Origin of the sequence: Nonomuraea sp. NPDC049129, from assembly GCF_040648495.1 — a bacterium.
Taxonomy (GTDB): Bacteria; Actinomycetota; Actinomycetes; order Streptosporangiales; family Streptosporangiaceae; genus Nonomuraea.
Window position 1 is genome coordinate 631,057 of record NZ_JBEZDU010000004.1, and the last position, 15,230, is coordinate 646,286.

Here is a 15,230-nt window from a genome sequence, read left to right on the forward strand (position 1 = left end):
GGCCGCCGTCAGCGGCTGAGCACCTGCCGGAGCACTCGTTCGAGGGTGGTCGCGGGGTCCGGGTCGGCGTACGGCGAGCGCCAGGCGACGTAGCCGTCGGGCCGGATCAGCACGGCGCCACCCCTGTCCACGCCGTACCTCTCCGCCCAGCAGCCTTCGACGTCCATCAGCTCCTCGTCCACCAGCACACGCGTGAGCTGGATGCGCAGCCGCTCCTTGATCAGCCGCCCCGCGTCCATCCAGTTCTGCCCGCCAGGCCCGGCGATCAGCACGAAACCGGATCCGAACAGGTCGATGGTCGAGATCAGCTGCCCGTCCCAGTCGAGTGGAACGTGCGGGGCGCGGCTGCCCGGACGCCCGGTCGGTACGCGCGGATCCTCCAGGATCGACCCGTCGTCATCGGGCTCCTCCAGGATCGCCGTCGAGTGGTAGCGGTATCCGATCATGGCGGCCATGGGATCTTCGAGCGGTTCCGGGTACTCGGCACGCATCGCGGGAGGCATCCGGTGGCCGAGGTTCGCGAGCTGGGCGTCGGCCGTCAGCGTGCCGATGGGACGGCGTTCGGCGTCATAGGTGTCGAGGAAATCTGGCCCGGCCTGCCCGGTCGCCACCAGCCAGAGCCGCCACGCGATGTCGCAGCCGTCCTGGAGCGCCGTGCTGCCGCCCTGCCCGCCGGTGGGCGGCATCGTGTGAGCCGCGTCGCCGGCCAGGAACACCCGCCCGTCGCGGTAGCGGTCGGCCACGACGTGCGCCATGGCGAAGGTGGTCTTGTCGAGCACCCGTACGTCGAGGTCGGGCACGCCGGTGGCCACCCGTACCAGCTCGACGCAGCGCTCCTCGGTGAAGTCGGCCTCGCTCTCACCCCTGGCGGGGTCGTAGTTGACGCCCAACACATGCGCGCCCACGCCCGTGCCGGTCAGGATGGCGCCGGTGAAGACCTCGTTCCGCAGGTACCAGAGCGTGACCTCGCGCTCCCGTACCAGCCCGGTCAGGTCGGCATCGAACATGATCGAGCACATCAGCCCCAGCTCCCCCTTCCCCGAAGCGGGGATGCCGAGCTGGGCGCGGAGCGGGCTGCGGAAGCCGTCGGCGGCCACCACGTAGTCGGCCCGTACGACACTGTCGACGCCGTCGGCGCGGATGACCGCCGTGACCCCCTCGGCGTCCTGCTCCAGGGAGACCAGCTCGGTGGAGAACCGCAGGTCGGCCCCCAGCTCCTCGGCCTTGGCCCGCAGCACCCGCTCGATCTCCGCCTGCGGGGCACCCACCTGGACGGCGGGCGTGATGTCGGCGAGGAAGGCGAAGTCGTCCTCGTCGCCGGTCACGATCATGTGCGGGTTCGGGTCGGCCAGGTTCGATCCGATCGCGATGCGCATGCCGTCACCGATGCCCTGCCAGATCTCCCGCAGTGACTGCTCGACCCCGGGCACCGGCCGCAGTAACTCGACGGCTCTGGGGCCCATCCCGAACGCCTTGGGCTGGACCGACGTACTGGGGTGCCGCTCGACCAGCATGACGGGCACGCCACGCCACGCCAGCAGCACCGCCGCACTCAGCCCGGCGTAACCGGCGCCGACGACAAGAACGGGTACTCGCTCGTGCACTCAACCCACCTCCTGGAACGCGTAGTATCGCGTTATCGTCGAGCGACACGATATGTCGCGTCTGTTGGGCGGGTCAAGACATATCTCGAAATGTCCTAGAGGGCGACAGGGCGAAACCCGAAAGGAGTGGGCCGGAAGCAGGCGGCGGCTGCGGACCGCAACGGTTGACCGGACTGCGCGGGTCAGTGGGTGCTGGGGTTCCGGGGGGTGCCGTCCCACGACCGTCTCTATCCCTGTGACGGTCCGTGGTGGCTGGGGTCCTTCGAGAGGGAGGGCAGGGCTGGTCAGGGGCCGCCTTCTTGGCCGACCCCAGTCGCAACCGCCGGTCAGGACAGGTGGCGTTCCAGAGACTCGATCTTGCTGGTCATGCCGTCAGTGACACCGGCCCTGAGGTCGGCCTTCAGCACCAGGCTGACCCGCGGCGCCACCTCGGCCACCGCGTCCACCGCCTGCTTGACCACCGCCATGACCTCGTCCCATTCACCCTCGATGGTGGTGAACATGGAGTCCGTCCGGTTGGGCAGCCCGCTCTCCCGCACCACCTTGACGGCGCGCGCGACCGGCTCGGCGACCCCCTCGCCGACACCCAGCGGCGTGATCGAGAACGCGACGATCAACTCAGTACCCCCTCACAACTCACAGCGCGGGCCACGATGCCGATCGATGTCGATCGAACAGACCTCGTGGCCCGCCCTGGACTCAGGCGTGCTCGTGGTCGTCCTCTTCCTCTTCCTCGCTGGGACCGTCGGAGGGCTCGACGCCCAGGACGGCCTCGCGCGGCTCGATCTCGTCGATGTGGTCGACGAGCTGCAGGACGTGGTCCGGCTCGATCAGCCACTGCAGGGCCGACGCGCCGGTGTCGTCGGAGTTGACGAGCTCCACCTGCTCGGCCCGCTCTTCCTCAGTGAGGTCGGCGTCGGGGTGCCGGATTTCGGCCAGCGCCGCGGCCTGCAGCGCGTCCACGTCGAGCACCTCGACGGTCAGCTCGACCGTCAGGCGCAGGAACTTCTCGTTATCACTCATGGCGAAGATGCTAGGGCAGCTTCCACTCGACAGGACCGGCGCCTTGCTGAACAAGGAGCTCGTTGGCCCGGCTGAAGGGCCGGGAACCGAAGAATCCGTTGCGCGCCGACAGCGGAGAGGGGTGCGCGGACTCGATGCGCGGCACGCTGCCGAGCATCGGCGCCAGGTTGCGCGCGTCGCGCCCCCACAGGATCGCGACCATCGGCTTGTCACGGGCCACGAGCGCGCGGATGGCCTGCTCGGTGACCTCTTCCCAGCCCTTGCCCCGGTGGGAGGCGGGCTTGCCGGGCATCACGGTGAGCACCCTGTTGAGCAGGAGTACGCCCTGGTCGGCCCACGGGGTCAGGTCGCCGTTGGACGGCCGCGGCAGCCCGAGGTCGGTCTCCATCTCCTTGTAGATGTTGAGCAGGCTGCCGGGCAGCGGCCGCACGTCGGCGGCGACGGAGAACGACAGCCCGATGGGGTGACCGGGCGTGGGGTAGGGGTCCTGGCCCACGATCAGCACCTTGACCTCGTCGAAGGGCTGGTTGAAGGCGCGCAGTACGTTGGCGCCCGCGGGGAGGTATTGCCGGCCTTCGGCGATCTCATTGCGGAGGAACTCGCCCATATGGGAGATGCGCTCGGAGACGGGCTCCAGCGCACTGGCCCATCCGGCTTCGACGACTTCGTTCAAGGGACGACTGGCCATGGCTGTTGAGCTTAGCCAGGTCTGATAGGGCTTGCGGTCCGAATCCGGTGGGCGGCCGTACCAGAATGATCACAGCGTGGGCTTGCCCCGCTGGAACAGCCACTGGTCGAAGAGCGTGCCGAGATCCCGGCCCGAGACCCGCTGGGCCAGGGCGATGAAGGCGGCGGTGTCCGCGTTGCCGTACTTGTGGTCGTTGACCCAGGTCCTGAGGATGGTGAAGAACGCGCGGTCGCCGACCGCGCCGCGCAGGACGTGCAGCGTCATCGCGCCGCGGGAGTAGACGGGGTCCCCGAAGAGGCCGGCCGCGCCGCCCGGGTCGGCGGCGGGCGTCTGCCAGAACTCGTCCTCCGGGGCACGGCTGTACGCCTCGTCGAAGGAGTCCTGGAGCTTCTTGGTGCCCAGCTTGTCCTGCCAGAGCCATTCGGCGTAGGTGGCGAAGCCCTCGTTGAGCCAGATGTCCTTCCAGCGTGTCGGCGTCACGGCGTCGCCGAACCACTGGTGGGCGAGCTCGTGGGAGAGCAGCGGCTCGCTCGGCACCTGGGGGTAGATCGGGCGGGTCTGCGTCTCCAGCGAGTAGCCGACGTCCGACGCGCGGTCGATGATGCCGCCGGTCGAGGAGAACGGGTAGGGGCCGAAGAGCGAGCCGAAGTAGTCAAGGATGGGCTTGTGACGCTTCGCGAAGTCCCCGGCTTTCGCAGCGTTCCGGGGATCCACGGCGGTGATTACCCGGAAATTTCCGATCTTGGTGTCGGAAAGTTGGAACTTTCCGATGGTGACGGTCGAGAGGTAGCTGGCCATCGGCTCCCTCTCGTCCCACACGTACGTCGTGCGACCTCCTTGGGTCGTCCGCGACACCAGGTCGCCGTTCGCCACCGCGACCCGCGTGCTCGGCACGGTCACCGTGAAACGGTACGTGGCTTTGTCCGTCATGTGGTGATTGCCGGGATACCAGGTCATGGCCCCCTGCGGCTCGTTGGCGTTGAACACCCCGTCATCTGTACGGATCCAGCCGTCGTGTGAGCCGTCCGGGTCGACGACGAATGTCGGCTTGCCGTCGTACCGGACCACGACGGAGAAGGGGCGCCCGGAGGCCAGCCTGCCGGGCGGGGTGACCACGAGCTCCGGGCCGCTGCGCCGGAACGAGGCCGCCGCGCCGTTCACCACCACGGACCGCACCGCCAGGGTGTCGACGAGATCCAGGTCGAAGCGGCTCAGCTCCTGCGTGGCCCGGGCGGTGATCGTTGCCACGCCGCTCAGCTGGCTGGATCCCGGCTCGTAGCCCAGCGCGAGGTCGTAGTGCGTGGCGTCGTAGCCCCCGTTGCCCTGCTGGGGGAAGTAGGGATCACCCGCGCCCTCGGCGCCGGGGGCCGCGCCCACGCCGATAGAGCCGGCGTCCGCGCCGGCGGAGCCGGGGCCGAGAGCGATGAGGGTGGCGACCGCCGCCGCCGCGAGGAGCTTCATGTCTGGTTTTCGGGGCCGTCAGAGAGAGCGTTACGGGCGCCCGCCTGCCCCCTTCGGCAGGCGGGTGCCCATGCCCCCGCATCTGGCTGGCACATGTGGACCTACTTCACCGAACCGGCCATCATGCCCTGCACGAAATAGCGCTGGAAGGCGAAGAAGAGGACCAGCGGGATGATCAACGACAGGAAGGCGCCCGACGAGAGGATGTCGACGTTCGACCCGAACTGCCGCATCTGAGACTGGAGCTGCTTGGTCATCGGCTGGTTGTTCGTGTCGGCGAAGACCAGCGCGATGAGCATGTCGTTCCATACCCACAAGAACTGGAAGATGCCGAGCGAGGCGATCGCCGGCTTGCCGAGCGGGAACACCACCCGCACGAAGATCTTCAGCTCCGACGCTCCGTCCATCCGCGCCGCCTCCAGCAGGGAGGCCGGGATGCCGACGAAGAAGTTCCGGAGCAGGAAGATCGCGAACGGCAGGCCGAACGCCACGTGGAACAGCACCACGCCGGGGATCGTGCCGAAGATGCCGACGCCGCCGTAGAAGATGGCGACCGGGATCAGCGCGATCTGGATCGGCACGATGAGCAGCCCGACCACGATCAGGAACGACAGGTCACGGCCCGGGAAGTCCATCCACGCGAACGCGTAGGCGGCCATCGCGGCGATCCCGATCACCAGGACCGTGGTCGGCACCGTGATGAACACGGTGTTCCAGAAGGAGGAGGTGAAGCCGCTAGCCAGGAGGTTCTTGTAGTTCTCGATGGTCAGCTCGGCGGGCTTGGTGAAGATGGTCCACCAGCCCTCGGCGCCGTTGACCGCCGGGGTGCGCAGCGAGACGACCATCAGGCCGAGCGTCGGGACCAGCCAGAACAGGCCCAGCAGCACCATCACGACCTGGATGGCGCCACCGCCGAGACGGTCGACGATGCGCGTGATCACACTCCGCCGGGGAGCGCCCGTGTAGACCTCGGCAGAAGCCGGGGCGGTTGCCGTGGTCACGTGTCTTCCCTTCTGAACCGGCGGATATTCATGATCATGAAGGGGAGGACCAGGATGAGCAGGAAGATGGCGAGCGCGCTGCCCAGCCCCTGGTTGTTCCCACCGCCGAACGAGACCCGCCACATCTCCAGCGCGACCACGTTCGACTGCGGCTGGACCGATGGCGGCGCGATGATGAAGACCAGGTCGAACACCTTCAGGGTATTGATGATCATCGTCACGAAGACGACGAGCAGCACCGGTGACAGCAGCGGCACGGTGATCCGGCGGAACACCTGCCACTCCGTGGCGCCGTCGATGCGGGCCGCCTCCAGCGCGTCACGCGGGATGGCCGCCAGCCCGGCCGCGATCAGCACCATGGCGAACCCGGCCCACACCCAGACGAACGCGCCGATGATCGCGGGGGTGATGAGCGTCGGGCCGAGCCAAGTCAGGCCGTGGTAGGCCGCCTCGAAGTTCGACTGCGGCAGCCGTACGACATAAGAACCCGCCGCCAGCCCGTCGAAGCGGAAGGAGCCGTCGTCGGCCGTCGTGGCGGTGCCGGCCACCTGGCCGTCCTTGACCGCCTCCACGGTCATGCCGGGCAGGCCCTTTTCGGTGGCGTCGGGCGTGCCGTTCTTGCCGCCGCCGCCCGGGGTGAAGTCGAACCACACCGTTCCGGACAGGGCGTTGCCCGGCGGCGCGGCCTTGGCGGGCTGGGCGGCGCTCGGCATGATGTTCGGCTTGATGCCGACGATCGGGATCAGCACCGGCTGGCCCGACTGGACGGGCTGCTTGGTGACGATCGCGCCCTTGTCCGCCACGACCGCGGACTGGTCGCCCTCGCGGGGTCGCGCGTCCGGGTAGCCCTGGGAGGAGGAGAACGTGTCGTGCACCGTGGTCAGGATGGCGTTGGCGACGCCCTTGCCCGGGTCCTCGTCGTACACGAGCCGGAAGATCACGCCCGCGGCCATCAGCGAGACCGCCATCGGCATGAAGACGATCAGCTTGAACGCGGTCGCCCACTTGATGCGCTCGGTGAGCACCGCGAAGATCAGGCCCAGCGTCGTCACCACGATCGGGGCGACGACCACCCAGATCAGGTTGTTCCTGATCGTGGTGAGCATGCCCGCGTCGGTGAAGATCGTGGCGTAGTTGCCCAGGCCCACGAATCCGCTGCCGGTCGCGTCGAACAGGCTGCGGAAGATCGAGTAGACGATGGGGTAGACCACCCAGATTCCCAGCAGCAGGGCCGCGGGGAGAAGGAAGGCGATCGCGACCGTCGGCGAAGGGCCGAGGCGTCGTTGCGTGCGGGGGGTTTCAGCCGGTCCGGAGGCGGGCCCGCGCGAGGTGTCGTCCTCGCGCGGGGCCTTCGGGCCGTCCACCTTTTCGGTCACGGCCTTACCTCTTACTTCCAGGCCTTCTTGGCCTCATCTTCGAGCTTGGTCTGCGCGCCCTTGATGTCACTCGGGTTGCGCAGGAAGTCCTGCAGCACCTTCCACTCGCCCTTGCCGTCGGTGCCGCCGAAGGCGCTGGGCGACAGGTCTGACATGTCATAACGGACGGCGTCACCGGCGGAGATGATCGTCTGCCCGAGCTGCTTGGTCAGCGGGTCCGGGTAGTTGTCGGGGGAGACGTTCTTGTTGGGCGACAGGTAGCCGGGCAGCTTGGCCCAGATCTCGCCGCCCTCCTTGGAGGCGAGGAACTGCAGCAGCGCCATGGCGCCGGGGGAGTCCTTCATCGCGACCGCCACGTCGCCGCCCAGCACGACCGGAGCGGTGTCACCGGCCTTGGGGAACGGGAAGATCTTGGCGTCCTCGCCGACCTTGGCGCCGTCCTGCGTCGCCTGGGTGGCGACGAAGTCGGCCTCGATGACCATGGCCGCCTTCTTCTGGCCGAACACCTTGGTCACGCAGGTCGGGAAGTCGGTCTGCAGCGCGCCGGAGCTGCCGTCGAGGACGAACTCCTTCTTGCCCACGATCTGCTGGATCTTCTGCAGCGCGGTGGCCACGCTGGGGTCGGTCCAGGGGATCTCGTGCTTGGAGAGCTTGTCGTAGTTGTCCGGACCCGCGCTCGACAGGTAGACGTTCTCGAACAGGTCGGTCAGCGTCCAGCCGGAGGCGCCGCAGAGGGAGAACGGCGCCGTGCCGGAGTCGGCGATCGTCTGGGCGGCCTTGACCAGCTCGTCCCAGTTCGTCGGCGGCTGCACGCCCGCGTCCTCGAACGCCGGCGCGCGGTACCAGACCAGCGACTTGTGCGCGGCCTTGATCAGCACGCCGTAGGGCTTGCCGTCGGCGGAGCCCAGTTCCTTCCAGTACGGCGTGTAGTTGGTGTCGATCTCCTTGGTGACCTCGGAGGTCAGCGGCTTCAGCGCGTTCTGCTTGGCGTACTGCTGCACCAGGCCCGGCTGCGGCAGGACGGCCACGTCGGGCGGGCTGCCGCCCTGGATGCGCGGGCCGAGGTAGGCACCCGTGTCCTCACCGGTGGAGGCATAGGTGACCGTGGCGCCGGTCTTGTCGGAGAAAGCCTTGAGCACCTTTTCGAAGTTCTTCTGCTCCTCGCCGGTCCACTTGGCGGCGATCTCGAGCTTGACGCCCTGGAGCGTCTTGCTCCCGCCGTCGCTCGCCGGCGCCGAGCCCGACGCTGTGGGCTGGGTGGTCGTCGGCGCGTTTCCGCAGGCGGCGACCGCTACCGCGAGCCCGGCCAGGATCGCTGCTGCTCTGGCTTTTCGCATGGCTGCCTCACTGTGTGCTGATGATCTCTTGCAGTTCGGACTTCATGGAGACCGCGACATCGTCGGCGGACTCGGTGTAGGGAGGGCTCAGCGCCTTGGCGACCGAGCTGGCGATCACCAGGCTGAGCTGGTTGTAGTTCGCGCTGACCGGCCGCGCCTTGGCGGCGAGGATGCTCTCCTTGAGTACGGGCAGGTAGGGGAAGCGCTTGATCAGGGCCGGGTCGTCGTAGAGCTCGGTCCACACCGGCGGGAACGAGCCGTCGGTGAGCACCCGCCGCTCGTTCTCCAGGCCCGTGAAGTAGCGGATGAACTCCTGGGCGGTGTGCTGGTGCTTGGAGTAGGCGCTGATGGCCAGGTTGACCCCGCCGAGCGTGCTCGACCCCGGGCCGTTGAGCCCGGGAAGCCTGGTCACCGCGAACTTGCCGCCGAGCTTGGCCGTCGCCGGGCCGTAGGCGTGGGGCCAGTTGCGGGCGAAGGCCAACCGCCCTTCCTGGAAAGCCAGGCGGGACTCCTCCTCCTTGTACGACAGCGACTCCTTGGGGATCCAGCCCTCGCGCAGGCCCTGGATGAGGAAGTCCAGGGCGAGCCTGGCCTTGGCCGGGTCAAGGGTCACCTCCGTGCCGTCCGGGCTGAGTATCTGCCCGCCCGCCGACTGCACGGCCTCGGAGAAGTTCACGGTCAGCCCCTCGTACGCGAGGAACTGCCCGGCGTAACCCCCGATATCCCGCTTTTTCGTGACCTCTAGGGCCTTTTCGCGAAGCTCCGCCCAGGTGCGCGGCGGTTTCTTGATCAGGTCGGTTCGGTAGTAGAGGAGACCGGCATTGCTCGTGTACGGCACCGCCCACAGCTTGTTCTTGTAGACCGCGGTGTCCACGACGGGCGGCAGGAGCCTGTCGAGCGGGAAGAGCCCGCGCTCCAGGGGGATGATCCAGCCGTTCTCCGCGAACTCGGCGGTCCACACCACGTCCAGCCCGAGCACGTCGTAGCGGTTGCTCCGGGCCTGGAGGTTGGCCACCATCTGCGCGCGCTGTTCGTCGGCGGCCTCGGGGAGTTCGAGGAGCGTCACCTTCTCGGCCGGGTGGGCCTGGTTCCAGCGATCCAGCAGGGGTTGCAGGTACGCCGTCGTGTCGCGTCCGGTGGCGAAGGTGATCGGGCCGGTGCCGCCCGTGCCGGTATCGCCGCCGACCTCGTCACCCGTCGCCGCGCACCCGGCCGCCAGACAGACGGCCAGCACGATCGGCAACGAGCGATGCACCCGATGACCTCCCAGTTCAGAAGGATTACATTCGTGTTAGGTAGATGCATTCATGTTATGCACACATGTAATCTGACGGTCAACGGAGAAGCGCGTAACGCATCCGTAACACAAGGGGGAGGTGGGGCTTGCGGTTGCACCTGCTGGCGCTCCTGGCCAAGGAACCTGCCCACGGGTACGAGCTCAAACAGGCCCTTGAGCAGACCTTCGGCAGCGCCTATCCCTCTCCCAACATCGGCCAGATCTATGTGACCCTCGGCAGGCTGGAGAAGGACGGCCTGGTCAGGGCCGTCGACGTGGAGCAGTCCAACCGGCCGAACAAGAAGGTCTACTACCTGACGGCCAAGGGCCGCGACGTGCTCACCACCTGGGTGGACGAGCCGACCGAGGGCCCCCGGGTGCGCGACGAGTTCTTCATGAAGCTCGTGCTGGCCCCGCTCACCGGCATCGCCGACCGGATGGCCCTCATCAACCGGCAGCGCCGGCACTATCTTTCGCTCATGAGCGACCTCAACGACCTCCTCTCCCGCACAGCGCCCGCCGACACCGTGGCGGTCCTGCTCATCGAGGGGGCCATGCTGCACCTGCAGGCCGACCTGGACTGGCTGGCCCGGTGTCAGGAGGATCTGGCATGAGCGTGATCAAGACCGTCAACCTGGTGAAGATCTACTCCGACGGCGCGGTGCCCGTACCGGCCGTACGCGGGGTGGATCTGCGGGTGGAGCCGGGCGAGTTCGTCGCGATCATGGGGCCGTCGGGGTCGGGCAAGTCGACGCTGGTGCACATGCTCGGCGGGCTGGACGCCCGCACCAGCGGCGAGATCTGGCTCGACGACAAGCGCGTCGACACGCTGTCGGAGAGTGCCTGGGCGCTGCTGCGGCGCAAGAAGGTCGGCTTCGTCTTCCAGTTCTTCAACCTGGTCGCCAACATGACCGTGGCCGACAACGTGGAGCTGCCGGCGCTGCTGGCCGGAGCCTCGCCCAAAGACGCCCGCGAACGCCGTGAGAGCCTCCTGGGCGCCCTCAACCTCACCGAACGCGCCGACGCCGCGCCCGGCCAGCTGTCCGGCGGCGAGCAGCAGCGGGTCGCGCTGGCCCGCGCGCTGGCCAACCAGCCGAGCGTGCTGCTGGCCGACGAGCCGACCGGCAACCTCGACAGCCGCAACACCCGCGACGTGCTCCGGCTGCTCAGCGACGTGCACAAGGACGGCCAGACCATCGTCATGGTCACCCACGACGCCCGGGTGGCCGCCCTCGCGGACCGCCTGGTGTCGCTGTTCGACGGCGAGATCGTCGACGACGGCCGGATCGCCCGCAGGCGTACGGGGACAGCCGGTGAGGTGATCGACCTCCGATGAGCCTCAGCGAAATGAGCACGGCCAGAGCGGGCAGCCGGTGGATCAGGGCCGACCTGCGGGCCAGGCGGGGCCAGGCGCTGCTCACCGTGCTCGCCGTGGCCGGGATCGTGGCCGCGCTGATCACCGCCGTCACCCTGCTGGAAGACGGCACCAACCCGTGGCGCAGCCTGTTCGCCCAGACCGATGGCGCCCACGTGTGGTTCTACACCAAGGACAGCCCCCAGGTCCCGCTGGGCGCCATCGACGGCGTCACCCAGACCGCGGGGCCCTACAGGTCCGCGCCCGTCACCGTGGTCCAGGACGGCAAGAAGGAGCCCGCGGCGCTGCGCGCCATGCCCGCCGCGCCGCCCCGGGTGGCGCACCCGGTCGTGGCCGAGGGCCGCTGGCTCGACCCCGCCCAGTCCGATGGCGTGGTGGTCGAGCGCTCCTTCGCCAGGGCGTTGCGGCTCAAGCTCGGCGACGCCTTCTCCATCATCGCGCTGAGCGGGGAGCGCCACACCCTGTACGTACGCGGCATCGCCGACTCCGCCGAGCAGGGCTTCTACCCCGAGTGGACGCCCGGCCTGGCCTGGGTGCTGCCGGCGACGCTCGACCGGATCGAGCCCATGCTCGGCCGCAGCGAGTGGGTGACCGGCCTGCGCCTGGCCGACCCCGACGCCACCCAGGTCGTCTCACAGCGCGTCGTGGTCATGCTGGAGGACCAGCTGCAGCGCGTCTACACCTGGCGCGAGGTACGCGCCGCGATGGAGCTCGACAACCGGCTGCTCGGCACGCTGCTGGCGCTGTTCGGCGTGGTCGGGCTGGTCGCCGCCGCCCTGGCGCTGGCCAACGCGGCCGGCGGGCGGGTGCTCGGCCAGCTGCGTGACCTGGCCACGCTCAAGTCGATGGGCTTCACCAGGGGCCAGGTCGCCCTGCTGCTCCTGGTCGAGCACGGCGCACTCGGCCTGCTCGGCGTCGGCGTCGGCACGCTCGCCGGTTGGGCGGCGACGGTGGCGGTGCTCGGCACGACCTCTGTCGCGCCCGTGCCCGTGCTGGCCATCGTCGGTGGCACCACGCTGACCGTGCTCGCCGCGGTCGGAGTGCCCGCCTGGCGCGGCGGGCGCACGCCGCCCATCCCCGGTGCCCCGGCGGCGCCGCCGCGCGGCCACCTGTCCCGTCTGGCCAGGCTGGCCCTGCTCGTACGGCTGCCACCCGCGCTCATCCTCGGCACCCGCGACGCCTTCACCAGGCGGCTGCCGGCCTTCCTGACCGCGTTCGGCCTGGCCGTGCCGATGATGATGATCACGATCGGGCTCGGCGTCTGGGCCACGCTCGACAACTTCCTCAGCCACCCCGAGCAGGTGGGCCAGCACGCCAGCCTGTACGTCCGGCCGGGCAAGCTGGAGGCGGCCGACGCCCAGCGCATCGCCGAGTCCGACAGGGCCGTCCAGAGCGTCTACCCGGGCACCGACGTCAACGCCCTGGCCCCCGGGGCGGCCCGCTCGGTCAGGGTGCGGGCCATCGGCAGCTCGGCCGACCCGTACCCGTTTCCGGTCGTCGAAGGCCGCATGTACGGCCAGCCCGGCGAGGCCGTCGCCGGGCAGGGGCTGCTCAACCTGCTCGGCGCCAGGATCGGTGACCGGATCCGGCTGACCGTCGGCGGCTCGCCGCTGATCGTACGGATCGTCGGCCGCACCGTGGAGCCGGACCTCGACGGCGAGGTGCTGTCCGTGGGGCTCGACAGCCTGGCGGCCAAGGACTCCGTGCCGCCCGAGTTCTACGCCCTCGCGCTGCGCCAGGGCACCGATCCGGGCGAGGTGCGCGACAGGCTGCTGGCGGCCTCGGGGGAGAGCCTCGACGTGCAGCGGGTGGTCAACCCCGCCGACCGGCTGTCGGTCATCCGGGTGGTGATCGTGGCGCTGATCGCGGTGCTGGCGTTGATCGGCCTGGCCAACCTGCTCACGGCCAGCGCCCTGGGGCTGCGCGACCACGCGTTCGATCTGGCCGTGCTCAAGGCGATGGGGCTGACCCCGCGGCAGGTGATGGCCACCCTGGTGACGGGCACCGGGCTGCTGGTCGTGCTGGGCATCGTGGCCGGTACGGCGGCCGGGGCCTCGGTGGTGACCGGCCTGATCGACCTCCAGGGCTACACCAGCGGAGTCGGGGCGGGCATCGGCCGCCCGCCCTCGGTCCTCACGCTGATCGTCGCCGTGCTGGTCGCCGTGGGCGCGGCGCTCGCGGTCGCGCTCATCCCGGCCCGCCGCGCGGCCCGCGCCCAGGTGCCCGTCACCTCACGCTGAGGCGTCGTCCTTCTTCAGGTTCTTCAGCGCGAACCAGTAGAACCCGTGGCTGGGCAGCGTGAGCAGGTAAGGCAGCTCGCCGATCACCGGGAAGTGCACCCCGCCCCGCGCCTCCACCGGCGTCATGCCCGTGAAGCGGCGCAGGTCGAGCTCCACCGGCTGGGGATACTTCGACAGGTTGTTCACGCACAGCATGACGTCGTCGCCGTACTCGCGGACGTAGGTGAGCACGCTGTTGTTGGAGGACCACATTTCGGTGTAGGCGCCGAGGCCGAACACCGGGTGGCTGCGGCGGATCTCCAGCATCTTGCGGGTGAAGTGGAGCAGCGAACCCTCGCTGCGCTGCTGCGCCTCCACATTGACCGCCTGGAAGCCGTAGATCGGGTCCATGACCGCGGGCAGGTAGAGCCGCCCCGGGTCGGCGGAGGAGAAGCCGGCGTTGCGGTCGGGGCTCCACTGCATCGGCGTGCGCACCGCGTCGCGGTCCTCCAGCCAGATGTTGTCGCCCATGCCGATCTCGTCGCCGTAGTACATGATCGGCGAGCCCGGCAGGCTCAGCAGCAGGGCCGTGAACAGCTCGATCCGGTCCCGGTCGTTGTCCAGCAGCGGCGCGAGCCGGCGGCGGATGCCCAGGTAGGCCCGCATGCGCGGGTCCTTGGCGTACTCGCTGTGCATGTAGTCGCGCTCTTCCTCGGTCACCGTCTCGAGCGTGAGCTCGTCGTGGTTACGGAGGAAGATGCCCCACTGGGCCGTGTCGGGCAGCTTGGGGGTGCGCGACATGATCTCCGAGATGGGCTCGCGCGTCTCCTTCTTGACCGCCATGTAGATGCGCGGCATGAGCGGGAAGTGGAAGGCCATATGGCACTCGTCGCCGCCCACGGTGGGGTCGCCGAAGTATTCGACGACGTCCTCGGGCCAGCCGTTCGCCTCCGCCAGCAGCACCCGGTCGGGGTAGAGGCGGTCGACCTCGGCGCGGACCTTCTTCAGGTACGCGTGCGTCTCGGGCAGCCCCGCGCACGCCGTGCCCTCGCGCTCGAACAGGTAGGGCACCGCGTCCAGCCGGAAGCCGTCGATGCCGAGGTCCAGCCAGAACCGCAGCACCTCCAGCATGGCCTCCTGCACGGCCGGGTTGTCATAGTTCAGGTCCGGCTGGTGGTGGAAGAAGCGATGCCAGTAGTACTGCTTGCGCACCGGGTCGTAGGTCCAGTTGGACTCCTCCGCGCCGATGAAGATGATCGGGGCGTCGGGAAAGCCGGTCGGCTCGTCGGACCACACGTAGAAGTCGCCGTACGGCCCTTCCGGGTCGTGCCGCGACGCCTGGAACCAGGGATGACGGTCGCTCGTGTGGTTCATCACCAGGTCGGTGATGATCCGCAGCCCGCGCTCGTGCGCCGACTCGATCAGATGGACGAAATCCCCGAGGTCCCCGAAGTCCGGAAGGATCTTCATATAGTCGGAAATGTCATACCCGCCATCGCGCAGCGGCGACTCGTACAAGGGCAGCAGCCAAAGGCAGTCGACACCCAGCCATTCCAGATAGCCGAGCTTCTCCGTGAGACCACGCAGGTCTCCGGTGCCGTCGCCGTTGGAGTCCTTGAACCCTCGGACAAGAACCTCGTAGAACACCGCCCGCTTGTACCAGGAGGGATCCTCCGAGACGAACGCCTCGGAAATCGGCTCCGGTGCTGGGGATGCGTTGATCATATGTCGCTCACAGAAGGAGATGTGGGCAGGACGGAGTCACCGGTTTCCCCGGCGCTAACTAGCTGGTGACCGCGCCGCCTGAGGTCGTCATCCCTGCGAACCTCATGCCCTGAACGGACCGGATTTGTGACCCGGTGCCCGCTTG

Annotated in this window: 13 protein-coding genes; 3 read left to right on the forward strand and 10 right to left on the reverse strand. The window is 68.9% G+C overall.

From position 1 onward, the window contains the following. Window positions 1-8 precede the first annotated feature (8 nt). The 9 genes from AB0B64_RS15695 to AB0B64_RS15735 form a co-directional block, all read right to left on the reverse strand. Window positions 9-1,604, reverse strand: coding sequence for an FAD-dependent monooxygenase (locus AB0B64_RS15695; RefSeq protein ID WP_357942523.1), 1,596 nt, complete (start codon window positions 1,602-1,604; stop codon window positions 9-11). Window positions 1,605-1,930: 326 nt separating this feature from the next. After that, on the reverse strand, window positions 1,931-2,221 hold the full coding sequence (locus AB0B64_RS15700; protein ID WP_357942525.1) for an MTH1187 family thiamine-binding protein: 291 nt from the start codon (window positions 2,219-2,221) through the stop codon (window positions 1,931-1,933). 82 nt (window positions 2,222-2,303) lie between these two features. After that, window positions 2,304-2,627, reverse strand: a complete 324-nt coding sequence (locus AB0B64_RS15705) for a hypothetical protein (RefSeq protein WP_357646772.1) — start codon at window positions 2,625-2,627, stop codon at window positions 2,304-2,306. 10 nt (window positions 2,628-2,637) lie between these two features. Continuing rightward, complete coding sequence (locus tag AB0B64_RS15710; protein ID WP_225290308.1) at window positions 2,638-3,315, reverse strand: uracil-DNA glycosylase; 678 nt, start codon at window positions 3,313-3,315, stop codon at window positions 2,638-2,640. 69 nt (window positions 3,316-3,384) lie between these two features. Beyond that, complete coding sequence (locus tag AB0B64_RS15715; protein ID WP_358177956.1) at window positions 3,385-4,776, reverse strand: M1 family metallopeptidase; 1,392 nt, start codon at window positions 4,774-4,776, stop codon at window positions 3,385-3,387. Between the two features lie 101 nt (window positions 4,777-4,877). After that, the gene (locus tag AB0B64_RS15720; protein ID WP_357942529.1) at window positions 4,878-5,777 is read right to left on the reverse strand and encodes a carbohydrate ABC transporter permease; all 900 of its coding nucleotides are present in this window, start codon (window positions 5,775-5,777) and stop codon (window positions 4,878-4,880) included. After that, window positions 5,774-7,153 (reverse strand): ABC transporter permease subunit, encoded by a 1,380-nt coding sequence (locus tag AB0B64_RS15725; protein WP_357942531.1) that lies wholly within the window; start codon window positions 7,151-7,153, stop codon window positions 5,774-5,776. The genes AB0B64_RS15720 and AB0B64_RS15725 overlap by 4 nt, the downstream gene beginning before the upstream one ends. A gap of 11 nt (window positions 7,154-7,164) precedes the next feature. Next, window positions 7,165-8,490 carry an ABC transporter substrate-binding protein gene (locus AB0B64_RS15730; protein WP_357942533.1) on the reverse strand — a complete coding sequence of 442 codons (1,326 nt, stop codon included), beginning with the start codon at window positions 8,488-8,490 and terminating at the stop codon, window positions 7,165-7,167. 7 nt (window positions 8,491-8,497) lie between these two features. Next, a complete protein-coding gene (locus tag AB0B64_RS15735; RefSeq protein ID WP_357942536.1) occupies window positions 8,498-9,745 on the reverse strand; it encodes an ABC transporter substrate-binding protein in 1,248 nt (415 codons plus the stop codon). A 128-nt stretch (window positions 9,746-9,873) separates the two neighbouring features. Between AB0B64_RS15735 and AB0B64_RS15740 the strand changes: the two genes are divergently transcribed. The 3 genes from AB0B64_RS15740 to AB0B64_RS15750 are packed head-to-tail and all read left to right on the forward strand — an operon-like array spanning window position 9,874 to window position 13,381. After that, window positions 9,874-10,380 carry a PadR family transcriptional regulator gene (locus AB0B64_RS15740; RefSeq protein WP_358177959.1) on the forward strand — a complete coding sequence of 169 codons (507 nt, stop codon included), beginning with the start codon at window positions 9,874-9,876 and terminating at the stop codon, window positions 10,378-10,380. After that, the gene (locus AB0B64_RS15745) at window positions 10,377-11,102 is read left to right on the forward strand and encodes an ABC transporter ATP-binding protein (RefSeq protein ID WP_357942540.1); all 726 of its coding nucleotides are present in this window, start codon (window positions 10,377-10,379) and stop codon (window positions 11,100-11,102) included. Before AB0B64_RS15740 ends, AB0B64_RS15745 begins: the two co-directional genes overlap by 4 nt. Before the next feature lie 11 nt (window positions 11,103-11,113). After that, entirely contained in the window at window positions 11,114-13,381 is a 2,268-nt protein-coding gene (locus AB0B64_RS15750; RefSeq protein ID WP_357942542.1) for an FtsX-like permease family protein, read from the forward strand. Here the strand turns inward: AB0B64_RS15750 and treS are convergent. Then, the gene (gene treS / locus AB0B64_RS15755) at window positions 13,373-15,085 is read right to left on the reverse strand and encodes a maltose alpha-D-glucosyltransferase (RefSeq protein WP_357942544.1); all 1,713 of its coding nucleotides are present in this window, start codon (window positions 15,083-15,085) and stop codon (window positions 13,373-13,375) included. The genes AB0B64_RS15750 and treS overlap by 9 nt on opposite strands. Window positions 15,086-15,230 lie beyond the last annotated feature (145 nt).